This is a genomic window from Streptomyces sp. NBC_00207 (assembly GCF_045160965.1).
Classification (GTDB): Bacteria; Actinomycetota; Actinomycetes; order Streptomycetales; family Streptomycetaceae; genus Streptomyces.
The window spans coordinates 6,933,243-6,954,229 of record NZ_CP130715.1 but is presented as its reverse complement, the minus strand read 5'-3'; the positions used below and the strand labels follow the sequence as shown (position 1 = coordinate 6,954,229).

19 protein-coding genes are annotated in these 20,987 nt (G+C 73.5%); 7 read left to right on the top strand and 12 right to left on the bottom strand.

Annotated features, from left to right (window positions below; genetic code table 11):
• Positions 1-94: 94 nt before the first annotated feature.
• The 6 genes from OG472_RS32525 to OG472_RS32500 all read left to right on the top strand — a co-directional run bounded on the left by OG472_RS32525 (position 95) and on the right by OG472_RS32500 (position 5,752).
• Complete coding sequence (locus OG472_RS32525) at positions 95-1,762, top strand: AMP-binding protein (protein WP_401613789.1); 1,668 nt, start codon at positions 95-97, stop codon at positions 1,760-1,762.
• A 4-nt stretch (positions 1,763-1,766) separates the two neighbouring features.
• Entirely contained in the window at positions 1,767-2,567 is an 801-nt protein-coding gene (locus OG472_RS32520) for a PaaX family transcriptional regulator C-terminal domain-containing protein (RefSeq protein WP_401613787.1), read from the top strand.
• A 27-nt stretch (positions 2,568-2,594) separates the two neighbouring features.
• Positions 2,595-3,071 (top strand): hypothetical protein, encoded by a 477-nt coding sequence (locus tag OG472_RS32515; RefSeq protein ID WP_405832395.1) that lies wholly within the window; start codon positions 2,595-2,597, stop codon positions 3,069-3,071.
• A gap of 46 nt (positions 3,072-3,117) precedes the next feature.
• A complete protein-coding gene (locus OG472_RS32510; RefSeq protein WP_401613783.1) occupies positions 3,118-3,957 on the top strand; it encodes a GNAT family N-acetyltransferase in 840 nt (279 codons plus the stop codon).
• A 173-nt stretch (positions 3,958-4,130) separates the two neighbouring features.
• Positions 4,131-4,919: a sulfatase-like hydrolase/transferase gene (locus OG472_RS32505; protein WP_405832394.1), complete on the top strand. Its 789-nt coding sequence runs from the start codon at positions 4,131-4,133 to the stop codon at positions 4,917-4,919.
• A gap of 26 nt (positions 4,920-4,945) precedes the next feature.
• Positions 4,946-5,752, top strand: a complete 807-nt coding sequence (locus tag OG472_RS32500) for a sulfatase-like hydrolase/transferase (RefSeq protein WP_405832392.1) — start codon at positions 4,946-4,948, stop codon at positions 5,750-5,752.
• A gap of 28 nt (positions 5,753-5,780) precedes the next feature.
• On the opposite strand, the gene OG472_RS32495 is transcribed toward OG472_RS32500, so the two are convergent.
• From OG472_RS32495 to OG472_RS32455, 9 genes are all read right to left on the bottom strand, one after another.
• Positions 5,781-8,048, bottom strand: a complete 2,268-nt coding sequence (locus OG472_RS32495) for a bifunctional salicylyl-CoA 5-hydroxylase/oxidoreductase (protein ID WP_405832390.1) — start codon at positions 8,046-8,048, stop codon at positions 5,781-5,783.
• 4 nt (positions 8,049-8,052) lie between these two features.
• Positions 8,053-8,880 carry an enoyl-CoA hydratase family protein gene (locus tag OG472_RS32490; RefSeq protein ID WP_401613777.1) on the bottom strand — a complete coding sequence of 276 codons (828 nt, stop codon included), beginning with the start codon at positions 8,878-8,880 and terminating at the stop codon, positions 8,053-8,055.
• A 70-nt stretch (positions 8,881-8,950) separates the two neighbouring features.
• Complete coding sequence (gene argF / locus OG472_RS32485; protein ID WP_383573575.1) at positions 8,951-9,970, bottom strand: ornithine carbamoyltransferase; 1,020 nt, start codon at positions 9,968-9,970, stop codon at positions 8,951-8,953.
• A 130-nt stretch (positions 9,971-10,100) separates the two neighbouring features.
• Complete coding sequence (locus OG472_RS32480) at positions 10,101-11,327, bottom strand: arginine deiminase (protein ID WP_327416942.1); 1,227 nt, start codon at positions 11,325-11,327, stop codon at positions 10,101-10,103.
• Between the two features lie 46 nt (positions 11,328-11,373).
• Positions 11,374-11,850 carry a hypothetical protein gene (locus tag OG472_RS32475; RefSeq protein ID WP_401613772.1) on the bottom strand — a complete coding sequence of 159 codons (477 nt, stop codon included), beginning with the start codon at positions 11,848-11,850 and terminating at the stop codon, positions 11,374-11,376.
• A gap of 207 nt (positions 11,851-12,057) precedes the next feature.
• Entirely contained in the window at positions 12,058-14,610 is a 2,553-nt protein-coding gene (locus tag OG472_RS32470) for a polynucleotide kinase-phosphatase (protein ID WP_401613770.1), read from the bottom strand.
• On the bottom strand, positions 14,607-16,133 hold the full coding sequence (locus tag OG472_RS32465; RefSeq protein WP_405832387.1) for a 3' terminal RNA ribose 2'-O-methyltransferase Hen1: 1,527 nt from the start codon (positions 16,131-16,133) through the stop codon (positions 14,607-14,609). Before OG472_RS32465 ends, OG472_RS32470 begins: the two co-directional genes overlap by 4 nt.
• A gap of 53 nt (positions 16,134-16,186) precedes the next feature.
• A complete protein-coding gene (mmuM, locus tag OG472_RS32460) occupies positions 16,187-17,128 on the bottom strand; it encodes a homocysteine S-methyltransferase (protein WP_405832386.1) in 942 nt (313 codons plus the stop codon).
• Positions 17,129-17,140: 12 nt separating this feature from the next.
• A complete protein-coding gene (locus tag OG472_RS32455) occupies positions 17,141-18,064 on the bottom strand; it encodes an LLM class F420-dependent oxidoreductase (RefSeq protein ID WP_401613764.1) in 924 nt (307 codons plus the stop codon).
• Between the two features lie 202 nt (positions 18,065-18,266).
• Here OG472_RS32455 and OG472_RS32450 point away from each other — a divergent pair, with 202 nt between their 5' ends.
• Entirely contained in the window at positions 18,267-18,518 is a 252-nt protein-coding gene (locus OG472_RS32450; RefSeq protein ID WP_405835055.1) for a hypothetical protein, read from the top strand.
• A gap of 49 nt (positions 18,519-18,567) precedes the next feature.
• Here OG472_RS32450 and OG472_RS32445 read toward each other — a convergent pair whose 3' ends face one another.
• From OG472_RS32445 to OG472_RS32435, 3 genes are all read right to left on the bottom strand, one after another.
• Positions 18,568-19,053 carry a DUF6099 family protein gene (locus tag OG472_RS32445; protein WP_405832383.1) on the bottom strand — a complete coding sequence of 162 codons (486 nt, stop codon included), beginning with the start codon at positions 19,051-19,053 and terminating at the stop codon, positions 18,568-18,570.
• Between the two features lie 123 nt (positions 19,054-19,176).
• On the bottom strand, positions 19,177-19,566 hold the full coding sequence (locus OG472_RS32440; protein ID WP_401613762.1) for a nucleotide pyrophosphohydrolase: 390 nt from the start codon (positions 19,564-19,566) through the stop codon (positions 19,177-19,179).
• Positions 19,563-20,936 (bottom strand): ATP-binding protein, encoded by a 1,374-nt coding sequence (locus OG472_RS32435; protein ID WP_405832381.1) that lies wholly within the window; start codon positions 20,934-20,936, stop codon positions 19,563-19,565. Before OG472_RS32435 ends, OG472_RS32440 begins: the two co-directional genes overlap by 4 nt.
• Positions 20,937-20,987: the final 51 nt, after the last annotated feature.

Sequence of the window (20,987 nt, the reverse complement as noted above, 5' to 3'; positions counted from 1 at the left end):
CTGCCGTCACCATCACGATACGCTCGTAGGGCAACAGCACGGCCGGCCCCACCCCACTCCGGACCGCTGCAGGGGGCGACCCGCCTTGGACCTCATGCCTTCCGCTCACACGGACACCTTCGCCCGTGACCATCTGCCACCCGTCGACACCTGGCCGGAGCTGGTCTTCGATCTGCCCGAACTGGCCTACCCCGACCGCCTGAACTGCGGGGCGGAGCTACTCGACGCCACCATCGCCCGGTTCGGCCCCGAGGGCGCCGACCGCCCGGCCTTCCGCAGCGGCGCGGGCGAGGTGTGGACGTACGGCGGGCTGCGCGAGCGCGTGGACCGCCTCGCCCACGTGCTCACCGTCGACCTCGGCGTCGTGCCCGGCAACCGGGTGCTGCTGCGCGGGCCCACCGGCCCCTGGCTCGCCGCCTGCTGGCTGGCGGTCATGAAGGCGGGCGCGGTGGCGGTGACCGTACTGCCCCAGCAGCGCGCGACGGAGCTGGCCACGGTGTGCGCGATGGCCCGGGTCCAGCACGCCCTGTGCCATGCGGACGTGCTGGACGACCTGGTCAAGGCCGAGGTGCCGGGGCTGCGGATCACCGCGTACGGGGGCGGCGGCCGGGACGACCTGCTGCGGCTGGCCGAGAGACACGAGGGGCCCTTCACGGCCGCCCCGACCTCCGCGGACGACGTCGCCCTGATCGCCTTCACCTCCGGGACCACCGGCCGGCCCAAGGGCTGCATGCACTTCCACCGCGACCTGCTCGCCGTCGCCGACACGTTCTCCCGCAGCGTGCTGCGCCCCCGCCCGGACGACGTGTTCGCGGGCAGCCCGCCGCTCGGGTTCACCTTCGGCCTCGGCGGGCTGGTCGTCTTCCCGCTGCGGGCGGGCGCGTCCGCGCTGCTGCTGGAGGAGGCGGTGCCGCGCCGGCTGCTGCCCGCGCTGGCGGAGCACCGGGTGACGGTGCTGTTCACCGCGCCCACCGCGTACCGGACGATGCTGGACGCCCTGGGCCCGTACGACGTGGGCATGTACGACCTGTCCGCACTGCGCCGCTGCGTCTCGGCCGGGGAGAACCTGCCCGCCGCCACCTGGCAGGCCTGGTACGAGCGCACCGGCCTGCGGATCATCAACGGCATCGGGGCGACCGAGCTGCTGCACATCTTCATCTCCGCCTCCGACGAGGAGATCCGGCCCGGTACGACCGGCCGGGTGGTCCCGGGCTGGCAGGCCCGGGTGGTGGACCGGTCCGGCCGGCCGGTCGCGGACAACGAGCCGGGGCTGCTGGCCGTACGCGGCCCGGTGGGCTGCCGCTACCTGGCGGACCCCCGCCAGCGTGAGTACGTACAGAACGGCTGGAACCTCACCGGGGACACCTACGTGCGCGATCCGGAGGGCTACTTCCGCTACGTCGCCCGCGCCGACGACATGATCGTCTCGGCGGGGTACAACATCGCGGGCCCGGAGGTGGAGGAGGCCCTCCTGCGCCACCCGGACGTGCTGGAGGCGGCGGTGGTGGGCCGCCCGGACGAGCGACGCGGGCAGATCGTGGTGGCGTACACCGTCGCCCGGGACGGTGTGGTCCTCACGGAGGAGGCCCTGCGCTCCTTCATGCGGGCGGAGCTCGCCCCGCACAAGTGCCCGCGCTCCTTCGTCTTCCTCCCCGCCCTCCCGCGCACGGCGACGGGCAAGCTGCAGCGCTTCCGGCTGCGGGAGGACGGCACCCGGGCCGACCGGCCGGAGCGGCCCGGCCGGCCCGACGGCCTAGAGTGAAACCGTGGTCGAGCAGCACACCCCGCGATCCCTGATCGTCACGTTCTACGGAGCCTACGGGCGGGCCTTCCAGGGCCCGGTCCCGGTGTCCGCGCTGGTCCGCCTGCTGGGCGCGGTCGGCGTGGACGCCCCGTCGGTCCGCTCGTCGGTGTCCCGGCTGAAGCGGCGCGGCTTCCTGCTGCCCGAGCGCGCCGCGGACGGCTCGGCGGCGTACGGGCTCTCCGAGGAGGCGCAGCAGCTGCTGGACGACGGCGACCGCCGGATCTACGGCAGTCCGCAGCTGTCGGACGAGTGGCTGGTGGCGGTGTTCTCCGTCCCGGAGCAGGAACGGAACAAGCGGCACCTGCTGCGTTCCCGGCTGGCCCGGCTCGGTTTCGGCGCGGTGGCGCCGGGCGTGTGGATCGCCCCGGCCCGGCTGGCCGAGGAGACCGCGCACACGCTGGAGCGGCTGCACCTGACGCCGTACGTGGAGCTGTTCCGCGGCGCCCACCTCGGCTTCGCGCCGAGCGCCGAGGCGGTGGCCCGCTGGTGGGACCTGGCGGCCCTGGCCAAACAGCACGAGGAATTCCTCGACCTGCACGAACCGGCTCTGCGCGCCCTCCAGTCGGGCCCTGAGCCCACGCCGGAGGAGGCCTACCGCGGCTACCTGTTCGCGCTGGACTCCTGGCGGCGCCTGCCGTACGCCGACCCGGGCCTGCCGCGCGAGCTGCTCCCGGCGGGCTGGCCGGGCGACCGGGCAGCGGCCGTCTTCGCCGAGCTGCACGCGCGGCTGCGCGATCGCGGGGCGGTCTTCGTGGAACCGTAGGCGGCGAAGGCCGCGTCACGAGGTGTCGTGACGCACCATTCCTACATTCCTCCGTACCCGCCGCAGCCGCCGCCCCCGGCGCAGCCGCCGTCCCCGCCGCAGTCCTCGAACCAGGGCCCCGCGCGGCCGCGCGGGCGATGGGCCACGCCCCTGCTGCTGGTGACGGCGGCGCTGGCCGGAGCCGCGGCCGGCTGCTCCGCCATCTCGCTCGCCTCCCGCGCCCGCGCGTACTGCGACGCCGGCTGGGAGGCGGGCGGGCGGTTCGAGATGACCTTCCTGCTGATGCTGATGGTGCCGGGATGCGCGTTCCTGGCGCTGCTGATCGCCTTCCTCAGCCGAGAGCTGCCCCTGCTGGTGCGCCCCGTGCCGTTCCTGCTCGTGCTCGCGCTGGTGGTGCTCGTGTTCTTCGCCACGGAGGGGACGCTGGACGGATACCCCGGGAACCCGGAGCGGTGCGGTCCCGACAACGTGCCGCCGTGGTGGCCGGGTTGGCTGCCGGCCTGACGGAAATCCGGGTGCGCGCCGGCTCCCCGGCCCGCCAGGATGGGTCATGACCTGGACCTTCACCACGGATCTGGCGGCCTATCTGGCCGCGGCGGGCCCGGCCGTGTCCGCGCGGCCCGTCTCCGACACCCTCATGCTGACCGTGACGGACGGGCTGAAGCGGCGCGGGAGCAGCGCCTACGGCTCCGACGCGCCCTTCTTCGGCTGGTGGACCGGGACCGACGGGACCGTCGCCGGCGGGCTGCTGTGCACCCCGCCGTTCCCGATGGTGCTCGGCGTGGTGCCCGCCGAGGCGGTCCGGGCGCTGGGGGCCGCGCTCCGCGGCGAGCCGCTGCTCGCCGGGATCCGCGCGTTCAACGCCCGCCGCGCGGACGCGGAGGCGCTGGCCGAGGCCTGGGGGCGGCCCACCCGGATCGCCGAGGAGCTCCGCCTGTACCGGCTGGCCGGCCTGGTCGCCCCGGATCCCGCCCCGGCCGGGCGGCCGCGGACCGCCACCGCGGCGGACCTCCCGCTGCTACTGGAGTGGGTCACCGCCTTCCACAAGGAGGCGGGCGTGCGGGGCGCCGCCTCCGAGGCCGTGCTGCGCGACCGGATCTCGTACGGCGGGGTGCTGCTGTGGGAGCACGGGGGCGAGCCGGGCTCCCTGGCGTCCTTCTCCCGTCCGATCGGCTCGGCCTCCCGCGTCGGCCTGGTCTACACCCCGCCCGCGCTCCGCGGCCGCGGCTACGCCGCCGGGGTCACCCACGCGGCGAGCGCAGCGGCGTACGCGGCCGGCGCCTCGGAGGTCCTCCTCTTCACCGACCTGGCGAACCCCACCAGCAACGGCGTCTACCAGCGCCTGGGCTACACCCCGGTCGAGGACCGCACCGAGGTCGTCCCGGTGTGAGCGCGCCGGGCGGCGGGAGCGCCGGCGTCACCCGGACGGCCCAGGCCGGCCGCGTCCTCGCATGCTTCGCACGGCAGCAGATCTAGATTCAGCCCGAAACGCGCCACCGCGCTCCCGCGCCCTCTCCCGTGACACCCGGGCGGCGCCTGGATCATCTCGAAGGACCGAGGGCCATGACACGTCGTCCGAACATCCTGATGATCGTCACCGACGAGGAACGCGCGGTGCTTCCCCGTCCACAGGGCTACTCGCTGCCCGCCCGGGAGCGGATGGCCGAGCGGGGCACCACCTTCGAGCGGTACTACACGGCCTCGGCCATGTGCAGCTCCGCCCGGTCCGTCATCTACACCGGGCAGCACCTGCCGCTCACCGAGATCTACGACAACGACAACATGCCGTACATCCGCCCGCTCGACCCCCGGCTGGGCACCCTCGGCACGATGCTCCGCGAGGCCGGCTACCACTGCACCTACCAGGGCAAGTGGCACCTCTCCAACGCCTACGTCACCCCCCGGAACCCCGGGCCGACCACGAACGCGCTGGAACCCTACGGGTTCAGCGAGTTCAACGACTGGGGCGACATCGACGGCGGTGCCTGGGCCGGGCTCAAGGTCGACCCGGTCATCGCCGGCCAGGCCGTGCGCTGGCTGCGCAACCGGGCCCCGCTCGTGGAAGTCGACCAGCCCTGGTTCATGGCGGTCAACTTCGTCAATCCGCACGACATCATGAGCTTCGACTACGGCGGCTCGTCCCAGGTCCGACTTCCCTTCGGCCTCGCCCACGCCGTCGTGGCCAAGGCGGCCGCGAACGTTCCGGTCTACCAGCGCCGCTGGGACCTCGACCTGCCCGCCGGCCTTCACGACGACCTGTCCGGTGCGGCGCCGGCCGTGGCCGAGTTCGCCCGGATGCTCGACATCATCTCGGCCCGGTCGCCGACGACCGGCACTGGCACGAGGGCCTGAACTTCTACCTCAACGCCATCCGCGACGTGGACCGCAGCATCGACCTCGTCCTCGACGCCCTGGAGGCCTCGGGACAGGCCGACCACACCGTCGTGCTCTTCACCTCCGACCACGGGGAGATGGCCGGCTCCCACGGCCTGCGCCAGAAGGGCGCCCTCGTGTACGACGAGAACTTCCACGTCCCGTTCATCCTGAGCCACCCCGACTTCCCCCGCGGTGCGCGCACCGAGGCCCTCGCCTCCGCCGTCGACATCGCCCCGACCCTGCTCGAGTTCGCCGGCGTCGACCCGGCCGAGGCCGCCTCCCGCCACCCCGCGCTCAAGGGCCGTTCCCTGACCCCCGCCCTGCACGGCGGCACCATCCGGGACGGCGTGCTCACCGCGGTCGAGTCGGTCACGGCCCTGGACGCCTCCTTCTGGTTCGAGTTCGCCGACCCCGAGGCATCCGAGCGGATCCGGTCCGGCGACCTCCGCCCGGACTGGACCAAGCGCGGGTTCCTGCGCGGATACACCGACAGCCGCTACACCTTCGGCCGCTACTTCTCCCCGCTCAACCCCAACCGTCCCGCCGGCCCCGAGGCCCTGTACGCCCAGAACGACGTGGTCCTCTACGACCGCGCCGAGGACCCGCACGAGACGCGCAACCTCGCCGCCGACCCCGCCCACCGCGACCTCGTCGCACGCTACAACGGCCTGCTCGAGGACCTCATCAGCGCCGAGATCGGCACCGACACCCGCGCCTGGGTCACCGAACGCCCCCGCCTCCTGGGCTGGCCCACCTGGCACGGCGACACCGACCGGCCGACGGCCGCAGCCGCACCGTCCCGGCACTGAGCCGAAGGATCACCCTTCGGCCTGCGCGCTAGCCGCGCCCCGTCGGCGGCTTGCGGCTGCCCGCGCGGTACGGGGCCGGCCAGGGGGCGCCCGGGCCTTCGTAGGACTGGTCGGCGGCCGCGTGCAGGGTCCAGTGGGGGTCGTAGAGGTGCGGGCGGCCGAGCGCGCAGAGGTCGGCGCGGCCGGCCAGCAGCAGGGAGTTCACGTCGTCCCAGGAGGAGATGGCGCCGACCGCGATGACGGGGACGCCGAGCGCGTTGCGGATCCGGTCGGCGTACGGGGTCTGGTACGAGCGCCCGTACTCGGGGGCCTCGTCCGCGACGACCTGGCCGGTTGAGACGTCGATGGCGTCGGCGCCGTGGGCGGCGAAGGCGGCGGCGATCCGCACCGCCTCCTCGGGCGTGGTGCCGCCGGGCGCCCATTCGGTGGCCGAGAGGCGGACGGTCATCGGGCGGTCCTCGGGCCAGACCGCGCGGACCGCGTCGAAGACCTCCAGCGGGAAGCGCAGGCGGTTCTCCAGGGTGCCGCCGTAGGCGTCGGTGCGGTGGTTGGTCAGCGGTGAGAGGAACCCCGACAGCAGGTAGCCGTGGGCGCAGTGCAGTTCCAGCAGGTCGAACCCGCAGTCGGCGGCGCGGACGGCGGCGGCCGCGAACTCGGAGCGCAGCGCCGCCAGGTCCTCCGGTCCGAGGGCGCGCGGGAGCGCCGAGACGCCCGGCCGGTAGGGCAGCTCGGAGGCGGCCACCAGCGGCCAGTTGCCCTCCGGGAGGGGGTCGTCCATGCCCTCCCACATCACCCGCGTCGAGCCCTTGCGGCCCGCGTGCCCGAGCTGGACGCCGAGCGCGGTGCCGGGTGCGGAGGTGTGGACGAAATCGGCGATCCGCCGCCAGGCCGCGGCCTGTTCCCGGGTGTAGAGGCCGGCGCAGCCGGGGGTGATCCGGCCCTCCGCGGAGGTGCAGACCATCTCCGTCATCACCAGGGCGGCCCCGCCGAGGGCCCGGGCGCCCAGGTGCACGAGGTGGAAGTCGCCGGGGACTCCGTCCACGGCCGAGTACATGTCCATCGGGGAGACGACGACCCGGTTGCGCAGGGTCAGGCCGCGCAGGGTCAGGGGGGTGAACATCGGCGGGGTGTGCTCGTCCGGGCAGCCGAAGTCCCGTTCCACGGCGCGTGCGAACCGCTCGTCGCGCAGCCGCAGGTTGTCGTGCGTGACCCGGCGGCTGCGGGTGAGGAGGTTGAAGGCGAACTGCCGGGCGGGCTGGTCGACGTATCCGGCGATCTCCTCGAACCAGGCCCGGCTCGCGGCCGCGGCCCGCTGGGTGCTGGCGACCGCGGGGCGGCGCGCCGCCTCGTACGCGGCGAGGGCGGCCGGTACGTCGCCGTCCGCGCCGGCCACCGCTTCGGCGAGGGCGAGCGCGTCCTCGACGGCCAGCTTGGTGCCGGACCCGATGGAGAAGTGGGCGGTGTGCGCCGCGTCGCCGAGCAGGGCCACGTTGCCGTGTGACCAGCGCTCGTTGACGAGGGTGTCGAACCGCGTCCAGGCCGAGCGGTTGCCGCGCAGCGGCCGTCCGCGCAGGGCCTCGCTGAAGATCTTGGCGCAGCGGGCCGCGGACTCGTCCTCGTCGCACAGGTCGAGGCCGGCCGCCCGCCAGACCTCTTCCCGCATCTCGACGATCACCGTGGAGGCGTCCGCCGCGTAGGGGTAGGCGTGCAGTTGCATGACCCCGTGCTCGGTCTCGGCGATCTCGAAGCGGAAGGCCTCGAAGGCGAAGTCGGCGGCGAGCCAGATGTAGCGGCAGCGCCCGGGCGTCAGCGTCGGCCCGTAGTGCGCGGCGCCGGCCTCCCGGATCGCGCTGTGCACCCCGTCCGCCGCGACCACCAGGTCGTACGCGGCGGCGAGGTCCCGCACGTCCGGGGCCGCGGTGCGGGGGCGCAGCCTGACGCCGAGCCCGGCGCAGCGCTCGTGCAGGATCTGCAGCAGCCGGCGCCGTCCGATGGCCGCGAAGCCGTGGCCGCCGGAGGTCAGCAGCCGGCCGCGGTGCACGACGTCCACGTCGTCCCAGCGCACGAACTCGGCACTCAGGGCCGCGTAGACGACGGTGTCGGCCTGCTCGATGCCGCCGAGGGTCTCGTCGGAGAGGACCACGCCGAAGCCGAAGGTGTCGTCCGGGGCGCCCCGCTCCCAGACCTCCACGGCGTGGCCCTGGCGGGCCAGGAGCGCGGCGGCGTACAGCCCGCCCGGTCCCCCTCCGACGACGGCGACCCGCATGGCGCCCGGAGACACGCGGCACGCTGACATCCGGCTACCTGCCCTTCCAGGCGGGCGGCCGCTTCCCGGTGAAGGCCGCGTGGAACTCCGCGTAGTCCTGGCCGTTCATCAGCAGGGCCTGGGTGGCGGCGTCCAGCTCCACGGACGCGGCCAGCGGCATGTCGAGTTCGGCGGTGAGCAGCGCCTTGGTCTGCGCGTAGGCGAGGGCGGGCCCCGAGGCCAGGTGTGCGGCGAGTTCGGCGGCCCGTACGTGGGCCTTGCCCTCCTCGGTGAGCTCGCTGAGCAGGCCGATCCGCTCGGCTTCGGGGGCGCGCACGGCTTCTCCGAGCATCAGCAGCCGGGTGGCGTGGCCGAGGCCGACGACCCGGGGCAGCAGGTAGGCGGCGCCCATGTCGCCTCCCGAGAGGCCGACGCGGGTGAAGAGGAAGGCGAAGCGGGCGGTGGGGTCGGCGATGCGGAAGTCGGCGGCGAGCGCGAGGACGGCGCCGGCCCCGGCGGCCACCCCGTGCATGGCGGCGATCACCGGGAAGGGGCATTCGCGGATGGCGCGCACCACCTGGCCGGTCATCCGGTTGAAGTCGAGGAGCTGGGCGGTGTCCATGGCGAGGGTGGCGCCGATGATCTCGTCCACGTCCCCGCCGGAGCAGAAGCCGCGGCCCTCGCCGCCCAGGACGAGGGCGCGCACGGAACGTTCGCGGGACAGTTCGGCGAGCAGATCGCGCAGGTCGGCGTAGGCGCCGAAGGTGAGCGCGTTCAGCTTCTCGGGACGGTCGAAGGTGACGGTGGCCACGCCGTCCTGCCGGGAGACCCGGAGGTGGTGCCACCGTTCGGTCGCTGCTGTGGAACCGGTGAAGGGACTCACACGATCGACGGTATCACCAGATCGTGACTGCCGTCAGAGAAGCACGACATCGTGTCGCCGCGGCGTATGACTATGCGTCACTCCGGCCGGGACGGGCGAGCGTGGCGACGAGTACGGCCTTGATGGTGTGCAGCCGGTTCTCGGCCTCGTCGAAGACGACGGAGTGCGCCGACTCGAAGACCTCGTCGGTCACCTCGAGGGATTCCAGCCCGTGCCGCTCGTGGATCTCCCGGGCCACCTTGGTGCCGAGGTCGTGGAAGGCCGGCAGGCAGTGCATGAACTTCACGTCCGGGTTCCCGGTGGCCCGCAGCACGTCCATGGTCACGGCGTACGGGGACAGGGCCGCGATCCGCTCGTCCCAGACCTCCTTGGGCTCGCCCATGGACACCCAGATGTCCGTGACCACGAAGTCCGCCTGCGCGACCCCCTCGGCGACCTGCTCGGTCAGGGTGATCCGGGCGCCGCTCCCCTCCGCGAGCTCCCGCGCCGCGGCCACCACCGACTCGGCCGGCCAGTAGGCCCGGGGCGCCACGATCCGTACGTCCATGCCCAGCAGCGCACCGGTCACCAGGTACGAGTTGCCCATGTTGAAGCGGGCGTCGCCGAGATAGGCGAAGGCGATCCGGTCCAGCGGCTTGGCGGTGTGCTCGGTCATGGTGAGGACGTCGGCCAGCATCTGGGTGGGGTGCCAGTCGTCGGTGAGGCCGTTGAAGACGGGCACGCCGGAGTGGGCGGCGAGTTCCTCGACGGCCTCCTGGCTGTCGCCTCGGTACTCGATCCCGTCGAACATCCGGCCCAGCACCCGCGCGGTGTCGCGGATGGACTCCTTGTGGCCCATCTGGGAGCCCGCGGGGTCGAGGTAGGTGGTGTGGGCGCCCTGGTCCGCGGCGGCGACCTCGAAGGCGCAGCGGGTCCGCGTCGAGGTCTTCTCGAAGATCAGCGCGATGTTCCTGCCCTGGAGCAGGCGCTGCTCGACCCCGGCCTTCTTGGCCGCCTTCAGTTCGGCGGCGAGCTCGACCAGGCCGCGGAACTCGGCGGCCGTGAAGTCGAGCTCCTTGAGAAAACTGCGGCCTGCGAGGTCGGTGGCCATGGGGTCGCTCCAGCGTCACGGTGACAGGGGATGTTGGAAGTCTATACGATCCTCTGCATTGATATACAGGACCCTCTTCCCGCCCTCCCCTGCCCCCTCCCCCGGGGCCGGCCGCCGCCCGGGGGCGGCCTCAGACCGCGTCCCGCTCGACGGGACAGCTCATGCAGCGCGGGCCGCCCCGGCCCCGCCCCAGCTCGCTGCCCGGGATCTCGATCACCTCGATGCCCTGCTTGCGCAGGTGTGTGTTGGTCGTCACGTTCCGCTCGTACGCGACGACCACCCCCGGCTCCACGGCCAGCACGTTGCACCCGTCGTCCCACTGCTCGCGTTCCGCCGAGTGCACGTCCTGCGTCGCGGTCAGCACCCGGATCGAGTCCAGACCGAGCGCCGCCGCAATGGCCCGGTGCATGTGCTCCGCCGGGTGGTCGGTCACCTTCAGCTCCTGCGGCCCCGCGCCCGGCTCGATCGTGTACGAGCGGAGCATGCCGAGCCCCGCGTACTGCGTGAACGTATCTGCATCGACCATCGTCATCACCGTGTCCAGGTGCATGAAGGCCCGGCTCTTCGGCATGTCCAGCGCCACGATGGTGGTGGCCGAGCCGGCGGCGAACAGGCCCCGCGCCAGCATCTCCACCGCCTGCGGCGTGGTGCGCTCGCTCATCCCGATCAGCACCGCGCCGTTGCCGATGACCAGCACGTCCCCGCCCTCGATGGTCGAGGGGTAGTCCGCCTGCCCCTGCGACCAGTAGTGGAAGGCGCCGGAGGTGGTGAAGAGCGGATGGTGCTTGTAGATCGCCTCGAAGTGGACCGTCTCGCGCTGCCGGGCCGGCCAGCGCATCGCGTTGATGGACACCCCGTCGTAGATCCAGGCGGAGGTGTCGCGGGTGAAGAGGTGGTTCGGCAGCGGACCCAGCAGGAAGCCGTCGGTGTCCAGGGCGTGGAAGCGCACGGACACCGGCTCGGCGTGCCGCTCCAGGAACTCCCGCTTGGTCATCCCGCCGACCAGCGCCTCCGCCAGCTCGGCCGAGGACAGCCCGTCGAAGACCGACCGCAGGTGGTCGGTGGCGAGCGGCCCGTACTCCTTCTCGTCGAACACCCGGTCCAGTACGAGGTGTCTCGCCTCCGGGATCTCGAGGGCCTCGCACAGCAGGTCCCCGAAGAGGTGGACCTCCACGCCCCGGTCCCGCAGCACGTCCGCGAAGCCGTCGTGCTCCTGGCGGGCCCGGCGCACCCACAGCACGTCGTCGAAGAGGAGCGCGTCCTTGTTGCTCGGTGTGAGCCGCTTCAGCTCCAGGTCGGGCCGGTGGAGGATGACGCGGCGAAGCCGCCCGGTCTCGGAGTCGACATGGAATCCCATGCCGTACACATTCCCAGACCGGACGGCCTTTTGACGTGGCGTCCGCTCAGCGGGGGGTGCCGAGGCCGAGAAGAGCCGACGGGGCGCCGGTGAGCTCCGGGGCGGTCAGGCCCAGTTCGGGCGCGGCCAGGTTCGGGATCCCGGAGTTGGAGGCGTCCGGCATCGTCAGCAGACCGCCGGTGACCACCCCGGGGGTCCGGGTGAGCAGGCGGGTGGCCGGAGCCTCCACGGAACCCTCGCCGTCCGTCTCCGGCTCGCCCAGCAGGTTCGGCACCGGGGAGGTGACGAGGGTGCCGCCGAGGTCCGTGCCGATCGGGACCACCGGGAGCAGTGGGGTCGGGAGCATGTCCCCCTTGTGGAAGCGGGGCGCCTCGGGCGCTCCCACGACCGGCACCGGCACGCCCGTGCCCACGCGCGGGGTGTCCACGCCCAGCGTGGTCTTCACGGCGTCCAGCGGCACACCGACCGGCACCGAGCTCGCCGCGGCCGGGGTGGCCGCGCCGGCCGCGGCCATACAGGTCATGAGTGCCGCAATGCTTCCGCGCGCGGTCATCTTCATAAGTGACGTTCCGTCCTTCCAGGGTCGCGGACATTCCGCTGCCCTGGTTGAACGATCCCGCCGGTGGTTTTCCCGGAGTTCACCGCGAAAGTTCCCCCATACGACCTAATTAGCGGCCGTACGGGGGCCACCCCTTTACGGGTCGTGCTGACGCGGCCCGGCCCGGTCCCCTCAGAGCCTGGGGTCGACCGGCTCCGACTCCAGGGCGAGCACCGCGAAGACGGCCTCGTGGACCCGCCACAGCGGCTCCCCGTCCGCCAGCCGGTCCAGCGCCTCCAGCCCGAGCGCGTACTCGCGCAGGGCGAGCGAGCGCTTGTGCCCGAGGAACCGGTCGCGCAGCCGCTCCAGGTGGTCCGCACGGGTGTACTCCGGACCGTAGATGATCCGCAGGTACTCGCGTCCGCGCACCTTCACCCCGGGCTGGACCAGGCGGCCCTTCCCGTCCCGGGCGTAGGCCTGGAGCGGCTTGACGACCATCCCCTCGCCGCCGGCGGCCGTCAGCTCCAGCCACCAGTCGGTGCCCGCCCGTACGGAGTCCTCGTCCGCGGTGTCCACCAGGATCCGGCCGGTGCGGCGCAGCAGCCCGGTGCCGGCCGCCTCATCGGCGGCGACGAGCCGGTCCAGCCAGAACAGCTGCTCGTCGTGGGGTACGGCGGCCAGCGACCGCCCGGCCGCCGCCAGCAGCTGGAAGGGCGCGAACCGTACGCCGTCCAGTCCGTCGGTGGTCCAGCAGTAGCGCCGGTACGCGTCGGTGAAGGCGGCCGCGTCGGTGGCCCGGCCGCGCTGGCGCTCCAGCAGCTCACCGGTCTCGACGCCCCGGGCGGCCGCCGCCTCCAGGGCGGCGATGGCGTCCGGGAAGACGGCGCCCGAGGCAGCGCCCACGGCGGCGTACTGGTTGCGCAGCAGGCCGCCGGACTTCAGGGACCAGGGCAGCAGCTCCCCGTCCAGCAGCAGCCAGTCCGTGCCGAGCTCCTCCCAGAGGCCGGCGTCGGTGACCGCCGAGCGGAGCCGGGTGAGGACCTCCTCGGTGACCTCCGGATCCTTGAAGAAGGGCCGCCCGGTGCGGGTGTAGACGGAGCCGGTCGGCCCGTCGACGCCGAAGCGCTCGCGGGCCGCGTCGGCGTCCTTGCAGACCAGGACGGTGGCGCGGGAGCCCATGTGCTTCTCCTCGCACACCACCTGGGCGATGCCGTCGTTGCGGTACTGGGCGAAGGCCTCGGCGGGGTGCTCCAGGTAGCCCTCCTCCCGCGAGGTCGCCGTCGGCGCCATGGTCGGCGGCAGGTACGGAACCAGCCTCGGGTCGACCGCGAAGCGGCTCATGACCTCCAGGGCCGCCGCCGCGTTCTCCTCGCGCACGTTGACGTTGCCCAGGTGCCGGGTCTCCACGACCCGGCGGCCGTGGACGTCGGCGAGGTCGAGCGGGCGGCCGTCGTGCCCGCCCGGCGCCTCGGCCGCGAGCGGGCGCGTCGGCTCGTACCAGACCTTCTCGGCCGGTACGTCGACCAGTTCGCGCTCGGGCCAGCGCAGCGCGGTCATCTTCCCGCCGAAGACGGCTCCGGTGTCGAGGCAGATGGTGTTGTTGATCCAGGCGGTGCTGGGGACCGGGGTGTGGCCGTAGACCACGACGGCCTTCCCGCGGTAGTCCTCGGCCCACGGGTAGCGCACGGGCAGGCCGAACTCGTCCGTCTCGCCGGTGGTGTCCCCGTACAGGGCGTGCGAGCGGACCCGGCCGGAGGTGCGGCCGTGGTACTTCTCGGGCAGCCCGGCGTGGCAGACCACCAGCTTGCCGCCGTCGAGGACGTAGTGGCTGACGAGGCCGCGGATGAACTCCCGCACCTCCTCGACGAACTCCTCCGGCTCCTTCTCCAGCTGCTCGATGGTCTCGGCGAGGCCGTGGGTCCGCTGGACCTTGGAGCCCTTCAGGTAGCGGCCGAGCTTGTTCTCGTGGTTCCCGGGCACGCACAGGGCGTTGCCGGACTTCACCATGCCCATGACGCGGCGCAGCACGCCGGGGCTGTCCGGGCCGCGGTCGACGAGGTCGCCGACGAAGACGGCGGTGCGGCCCTCGGGGTGGACCCCGTCCTCGTAGCCGAGCTTGGCGAGCAGGGTCTCCAGCTCGGAGGAACAGCCGTGGATGTCGCCGACGATGTCGAAGGGGCCGGTGAGGTGGGTGAGGTCGTTGAACCGCTTCTCCAGGACCACCTCGGCGGTCTCGGCCTCCTCGACGGTGCGCAGCACGTGGACCTTGCGGAAGCCCTCGCGCTCCAGACCGCGCAGCGAGCGCCGCAGGTCGCGGCGGTGCCGCTGGATGACGGCGCGGGGCAGTCCGGCCCGGTCGGGGCGGTCCGCGTTGCGGTCGGCGCAGACCTGCTCGGGCATGTCGAGGACGATGGCGATGGGCAGGACGTCGTGCTCGCGGGCGAGCTGGACCAGCTGGCGGCGGGCGTCGGCCTGGACGCTGGTGGCGTCGACGACGGTGAGGCGGCCGGCGGCGAGGCGCTTGCCCGCGATGTAGTGCAGGACGTCAAAGGCGTCGCGGCTCGCGCTCTGGTCGTTCTCGTCGTCGGAGACCAGGCCCCGGCAGTAGTCGGAGGAGATGACCTCGGTCGGCTTGAAGTGCTTGCGGGCGAAGGTGGACTTGCCCGATCCGGTGGCCCCGATCAGGACGACGAGGGACAGGTCGGTGACGGGAAGTACGCGGGTGCGGTGGGTCTCGGTGGTCATGCTGCCTCGCCCTCCTTCGGGGTGTCGGTGGTGGTGGTCGTGCCGGCGGTCGTGCGGGGGCTCGTGGTGCTGTCGGTGGTGGTGTCGATCTGTGTGAAGACGGCCATCTGCGTCGGCGGCCCGACCTCGGGGTCGTCGTCGCCGACGGGCACGTACGCGACGTCGTACCCGTGGCGCACCGCCACGGAGTCGGCCCAGGCGCGGAACTCCTCGCGGGTCCACTCGAAGCGGTGGTCGCCGTGCCGGACGTGCCCGGCGGGCAGGGTCTCCCAGCGGACGTTGTACTCCACGTTCGGGGTGGTCACGAGGACCGTGCGGGGGCGGGCCGAGCCGAACACCACGTACTCCAGGGCGGGCAGCCGCTCCAGGTCCAGGTGCTCGATGACCTCGCTGAGCACGGCCGCGTCGTAGCCGGCCAGTCGCTTGTCGGTGTAGGCGAGCGAGCCCTGCAGGAGCGTGACGCGCGAGCTCTGCCGCTCGCCCAGCCGCTCCAGGCGCAGTCGCCGGGCCGCCGTGTGCAGGGCCCGTACGGACACGTCCATGCCGATGATCTCGGTGTACGCCGGGTCCTTGAGCAGGGCCTGCACCAGCTGGCCCTGACCGCAGCCGAGGTCCAGCACCCGCTGGGCGCCGGCGGCGCGCAGCGCGGCGAGGATCGCCTCGCGCCGCTGCACGGCGAGCGGCACGGGCTTCTCCTCCGTGTCGCGCGTCTCGTCCACGGCGTTGTCGAGCTCCTCGACCTCGCTGCCGTCGGCCTCGGCGAGGCGGACCAGCTCCAGGCGCTCGATGGCGTCCTGGGTCAGCCGCTTGTGGCGGGCCAGGTAGCGGGAGCTGATCAGACCGTTCTGGGGGTGGGTGGCGAGCCAGCCGTCTCCGGCGCGCAGCAGCTTGTCGACCTCGTCGGGGGCGATCCAGTAGTGCTTGGCGTCGTCGAGCACCGGCAGCAGCACGTAGAGCTGGCGCAGGGCGTCCGCCAGGCGCAGCTCCCCCTCCAGGACGAGCCGCACGTACCGCGAGTCCCCCCACTCGGGGAACTGCTCGTCGAGCGGTACGGCCTCGGCCTGTACGAGGTCCCAGCCGAGCGGGTCGAACAGCCGGTGCACGAGCCCCGCCCCGCCGCGTGCGGGCAGCACCGGGATCTCGATGCGCAGCGGCAGCGCCTGCTCCGGGAGTTCCGGGCGGAGGGCGCACTGGCCCTTCAGCGCGGTGCGGAACACGCCGCTGAGCGCGACCGCGAGCAGCGAGGAGGCGGCGTACGGGCGGTCGTTGACGTACTGGGCGAGCGCGGCGTCGGGCGCCCCGCCACGGCCCTTGCCCTGACCGCGCCGCACGAGCGCGACGGGATCCACCTCCAGCAGCAGGGCCGCCGTGCACCGTTCGGCCGTGGCCTCGGGGTAGAACACGTGGGCGGTGCCGTGTGAGGTGGAGAACGCCTGCGTCTTCCCGGGATGCTTGTGCAGCAGGTAGCCCAGGTCGGTCGCGGGTCGTTCAGGGGAGCCGGTGGTGGAGATCGTCAGGAACACACGACCGATTGTTGCTGGTCACCACGCCTGGGCGCCTCTCGTTTTCCGGGGGGTCAGGCCGGCTCCCCGCCGGGGGCGGCCCGGCCTTCCGGGGTGTGTACGGCCGTGGCCAGGGCAGCGATCCGGGCGGGGCCGATACGGCAGCAGCCGCCGATGAGGCGGGCGCCGGCGCGGTGCCAGGCTCCGGTGGGCCACGGGGCCGGGGTCTGGGGGGTGTGCCAGGTGCGGGTGGCGGCGTCCCAGACGGAGCCGTCGTTGGGGTAGGCCAGCAGCGGCTTGCGGGTGGCGGCGGCGGCCGCTTCGAGGGCGGGGAGGACCTCGGCCGGGTCGCAGCAGTTGACGCCGAGCGCGATGATCCCGGGGGCCTGCGCGGCGAGGGCGAAGGCCTCGGGGAGGGGCGCGCCGGAGCGGGTGCGGCCATCGGCGACGGTGTAGCTCAGCCAGGCGGGGGCTCCCGTTTCCGCGAGGACGCCGAGCACGGCCTCGGCCTCGTCCGGGTCGGGGAGGGTCTCCACGGCGAGGACGTCGGGGCCGGCGTCGAGCAGGGCCTCGATGCGGGGGCGGTGGAAGGCGGCGAGCTCGCGCACGCTCAGGCCGTACCGGCCGCGGTACTCGGAGCCGTCCGCGAGCACCGCCCCGTACGGGCCCACCGAGGCGGCCACCCACACCTCGTGGTCGGCGGCCCCGGCCGCGCGGGCGGCGAGCGCGACGCTGCGGTGCAGCAGGGCGGTGGTCGCGGCGCGGTCGTGGCCGTGGGCGGCGAAGGCTTCGTAGCCGACCTGGTAGCTGGCGGTGATCAGCACCTCGGCGCCGGCCCGCGCGTACGCCGTGTGGGCGGCCTCCACCTGGTCCGGCCGCTCGGCGAGGACCCGGCCCGACCACAGGTCGCCGGAGAGGTCGCAGCCCTGGGCGGCGAGCTGGTTGCTCAGACCGCCGTCGAGGAGCACGGTCCTGCGGGCGAGGGCCTCGGCGAGCGGGCCGGACGCGCGGGGCACGGGCGGTTCCTCCTATCCGAGCTGGGAGAGCACCTGGGCGGAGATCAGCTCCAGGTGGTCCAGGTCGTCGAGGTCGAGCAGCTGGAGGTAGACGCGCGAGGAGCCTGCGGCCTCGTAGGCGCCGATCTTCTCCACGACCTCGGCCGGGGAGCCGGCGAGGCCGTTGGCCTTGAGCTCGTCCACGTCCCGGCCGATGGCGGCGGCCCGGCGGGCCACTTCGGCATCGTCCTTGCCCACGCACACGACGAGGGCGTTGGAGTAGATCAGGTCGTCGGGCTTGCGGCCGGCTTCCTCGGCCGCCTCCCGGACACGGCCGAACTGCCGCTCGCTGTCGGCGATCGACGCGAACGGCACGTTGAACTCGGACGCGTAGCGTGCGGCGAGCCGCGGGGTGCGCTTGGCTCCGTGTCCGCCGATGAGGACGGGGATCCTGGCCTGGGCGGGCTTGGGCAGCGCGGGCGAGTTCTCCACCTGGTAGTGGCGGCCCGCGAAGTCGAAGGTGGCGCCGGCCCCGGTGGCCCACATGCCGGTGACGATGGCCAGCTGTTCCTCCAGCCGGGACATCCGGTCCGCCGGGAAGGGGATCCCGTACGCCTTGTGCTCCTCCTCGAACCAGCCCGCTCCCAGGCCCAGTTCGATGCGGCCGCCGGACATCTGGTCCACCTGCGCCACCTGGATGGCGAGGACGCCGGGCAGCCGGAAGGTGCCGGCCGTCATCAGCGTGCCCAGCCGGATCCGCTTGGTCTCGCGGGCCAGTCCGGCGAGGGTGATCCAGGCGTCCGTGGGGCCCGGCAGGCCGTCGGCGGATCCCATCTTCAGGTAGTGGTCGGAGCGGAAGAAGGCGTCAAAACCCAGTTCCTCGGTGGCCTTGGCGACGCCCAGGAGCGTGTCGTAGCTCGCACCCTGCTGGGGCTCGGTGAAAATGCGCAGATCCATGAACCCATCCTGCCCTTCCCGCCCCGGCAGGGTGAATCTGCGTCAACCGGATGGTCCACCGCGGACGCCGCCAGTGACCAGCCCGGATGGGGATCGTTTCCTCGGACGGAGCCGGACCGCCCGGCCCGCGCGCCGGCGGACTCCCGCCGGTGCGTCCACCGCCCCCTTCCGCCTTGGAAGGGCCAGGGCCGAGGAGGCCGCCATGTCCCACGAGGCCGTGCCGGAGACCCCGCGACAGACCGGACCGACCGGGCCGACCGGACAGGCAGCACACGAGTACGCACACCAGGAGTCCGCGGTACCCGCCCAGGGCGGCGCGCCGAAGGGCCTGCTGCAGCAGATGGAAGAGCTGATGGCGGCGCTGAACGCCGACCTCTCGCGGCTCGACGCCGATCTCCAGTCCTCCACGGACCGCACCCCCGAGGGCGAGCGCCCGTCCTACCGGTCGTCCTGACCGTGCGGGTCCCGCCGCGCACGGCGGGACCCCACCCGATTCACCCGCATCAGGCCACGCCCGAGGCGGATCCCCGCTCGCGGACCGCCATGCGGCGCAGGATCGCCCGTACCCGGTCGCTCGACTCGTCAGCCGCGTCGATCGACTCTATGCACTGCCAGTACAGGGTCTCGTCGTCCGTGCCGCAGGCCACCCCGACCAGGGCTATCCCCACTTCGCCGAGCAGCGCCTGCAGCCCGAGCAGCGCCTGGCGGACATCCGAGACCTCGCTCAGCTGTGCCGCCCGCGGCGGATACTCGGGTGCGCTGCCCTCGCCGCGCAGGGCGGCTCTGTCGAGCACCCCGCACCCTCTGCTTCCCGCTTCCCCCAGTCCCCGTGCCTCCGATCTCAGCTCCGGCGGCCCGGTGACCGCCAGACAGCTCCCGATCCCCTGCGCGAGCGCCTGGGCCTGCCAGGCCTCGCCCACGATGTCCCACGCAGCCCCGCTCTGTGCCAGCGCGTGCCGGCCGGCCGCGATGAGCCGTACCGCATCCATATGCCGTCCCCCGTCCGCACGACATCCCGCCATCCTCACCACTACCCAGAGTGAGGGCAACGAGCCAGTAAAGCCAGGGGTATTCGGAAAATGTGGACACAAACGTGATTGTGGATGAGTCCATCACTCCGAAGAGTGACGATTAGGTGTCGGTGTACCGGTCACGGGGAAGCGGAGTTCGTTCCTCTCGATCTTCGCGGCGAGCGCATCCAGCACATCCACCCCGAGGACCTCACAGAACTGCAGCAGATACGCGAGCACATCGGCCACCTCATCGGCCACGCGGTGGGCGGTTTCGGGCTTCTCCATGACCTTCGCGGACTGTTCCGGTGTCAGCCACTGGAAGATCTCGACCAGTTCGGACGCCTCCACGCTCAGCGCCACCGCCAGGTTCTTGGGCGTGTGGTACGGCTCCCAGCCCCGCGCGGCCGCGAACTCCGCGAGCCGGCGCTGCAGTCGGTCCAGCCGTTCGTCCGGCCGCCGCTCGGGCGGCGGCTCCTGAGTCTCGTTCATGCCCTCAGGTCTACCATCGCGACGCCCGGGAGGCGGCGGGCGGTCGCCGCGGTCTCCTCCCCCACCTCCGCCACCAGCCGGACGTGGCCGCGACTGCCGGACAGCAGGGCCAGGCGCAGCAGCTCGGCGCTCTGGCGCCGGTCCAGGCCGCGGTCGAAGCCGTCGGCCAGCACGGTCAGGGCCTGCTGCGCGGAGAGCAGTTCGGCGGGCGGGTCCATGGCCAGCACGCCGGGCCCGGTCAGCAGGACCAGCGCCAGCGCGAGGAAGCGCAGTTCGCCCGCGCCGAGGCGGGCCAGTTCCGTGGCGGGCCGGCCGGGGCCCCGGTCCAGCACCGCCGTGACGGGGCCGCCGCCCGCGCAGGCCCGTACGTCGAGCCCGGCGACGGGCCCGGCGCAGCCGGTACGGGCCGCGCCGGCCAGCAGCGCGTGGCGGGTGCCGCATTCGTGGCGGGTCCGGCGCAGTACGTCGGCCAGGTTGGCGCAGTCTCCCAGCAGCCGGCCCTCCCCCGGCGGGACGGCGGCGCGCATCCGGTCGGGGCGGGGGTCGCAGGGGAACACCGAGCGCAGGGCCACCACGACCTGCTCGGCGGCGGCCAGGACCTGTCGCTGGCCTGCCGTGGAGCCGGCGACGCGCAGCGGGAGCAGCGCCGTGCCGAGCCGGTCGTCGGGCAGCGGGGCCCTGGTGACGCCGATGGCGCCGCCGGTCAGCCAGGCGGCCTGCACGGAGCGCCGGCCGGGGTCGCGCAGGGCGGTGGCGAGCAGGATCTGCCCGTCCTGCGTGAGGCGTTCGCCGACGATCCGCAGGGTGGGCTCGGCCTGGACGGCGAGGTCGAGCCGGACCGGACCGGCGGGGCCGTCGACCGTGCAGCCGAGTCGGAATCCTCGCCGCCGCTGGGCGTCGGGGACGGCCAGGTCCGGGATGCGGGCGCGCGGATCCGGGAAGGCCTCCTCCAGCGTGGCTCCGGATCCCAGTGCGGCCAGGGACTCGTAGGCGGCCAGGGCCTGGGACTTGCCGCTGCCGCTCGGCCCGGCGAAGAGGGTGACGGGCCCGAGCGGGAAGGCGGCCGACCTGTGCGGCCCGAAGGCGGAGAGCCTCAACTCGGTGACCACGGGCCGCCGGTGCGGCTGCGCCGGCTCGGCGGGCGGTCCGGAGCCACCGGGGCCGGCCTGCGGAGGCACGGCCGGGGCCTCGGCCGCCGCGGCGGCGCCGGCCCGCGCACGGGCGGCGCGGCGGGCGGTGACCGGCCCGGCCTGAGCGGGAACGGCAGGGGTGTCGGCCGACTCGCCGCCGGCTAACGCGCCGTCGGGGTGGGAGTCGGGGGCGGGTGCGGCGGGGGCGGGGCCCACCGCCGCGTCCAAGGTGGCGTCCATGCGCGGGACGGTACGGGCCGCCGGACCCCCCGTGGCCCCGGCGAACCGTTC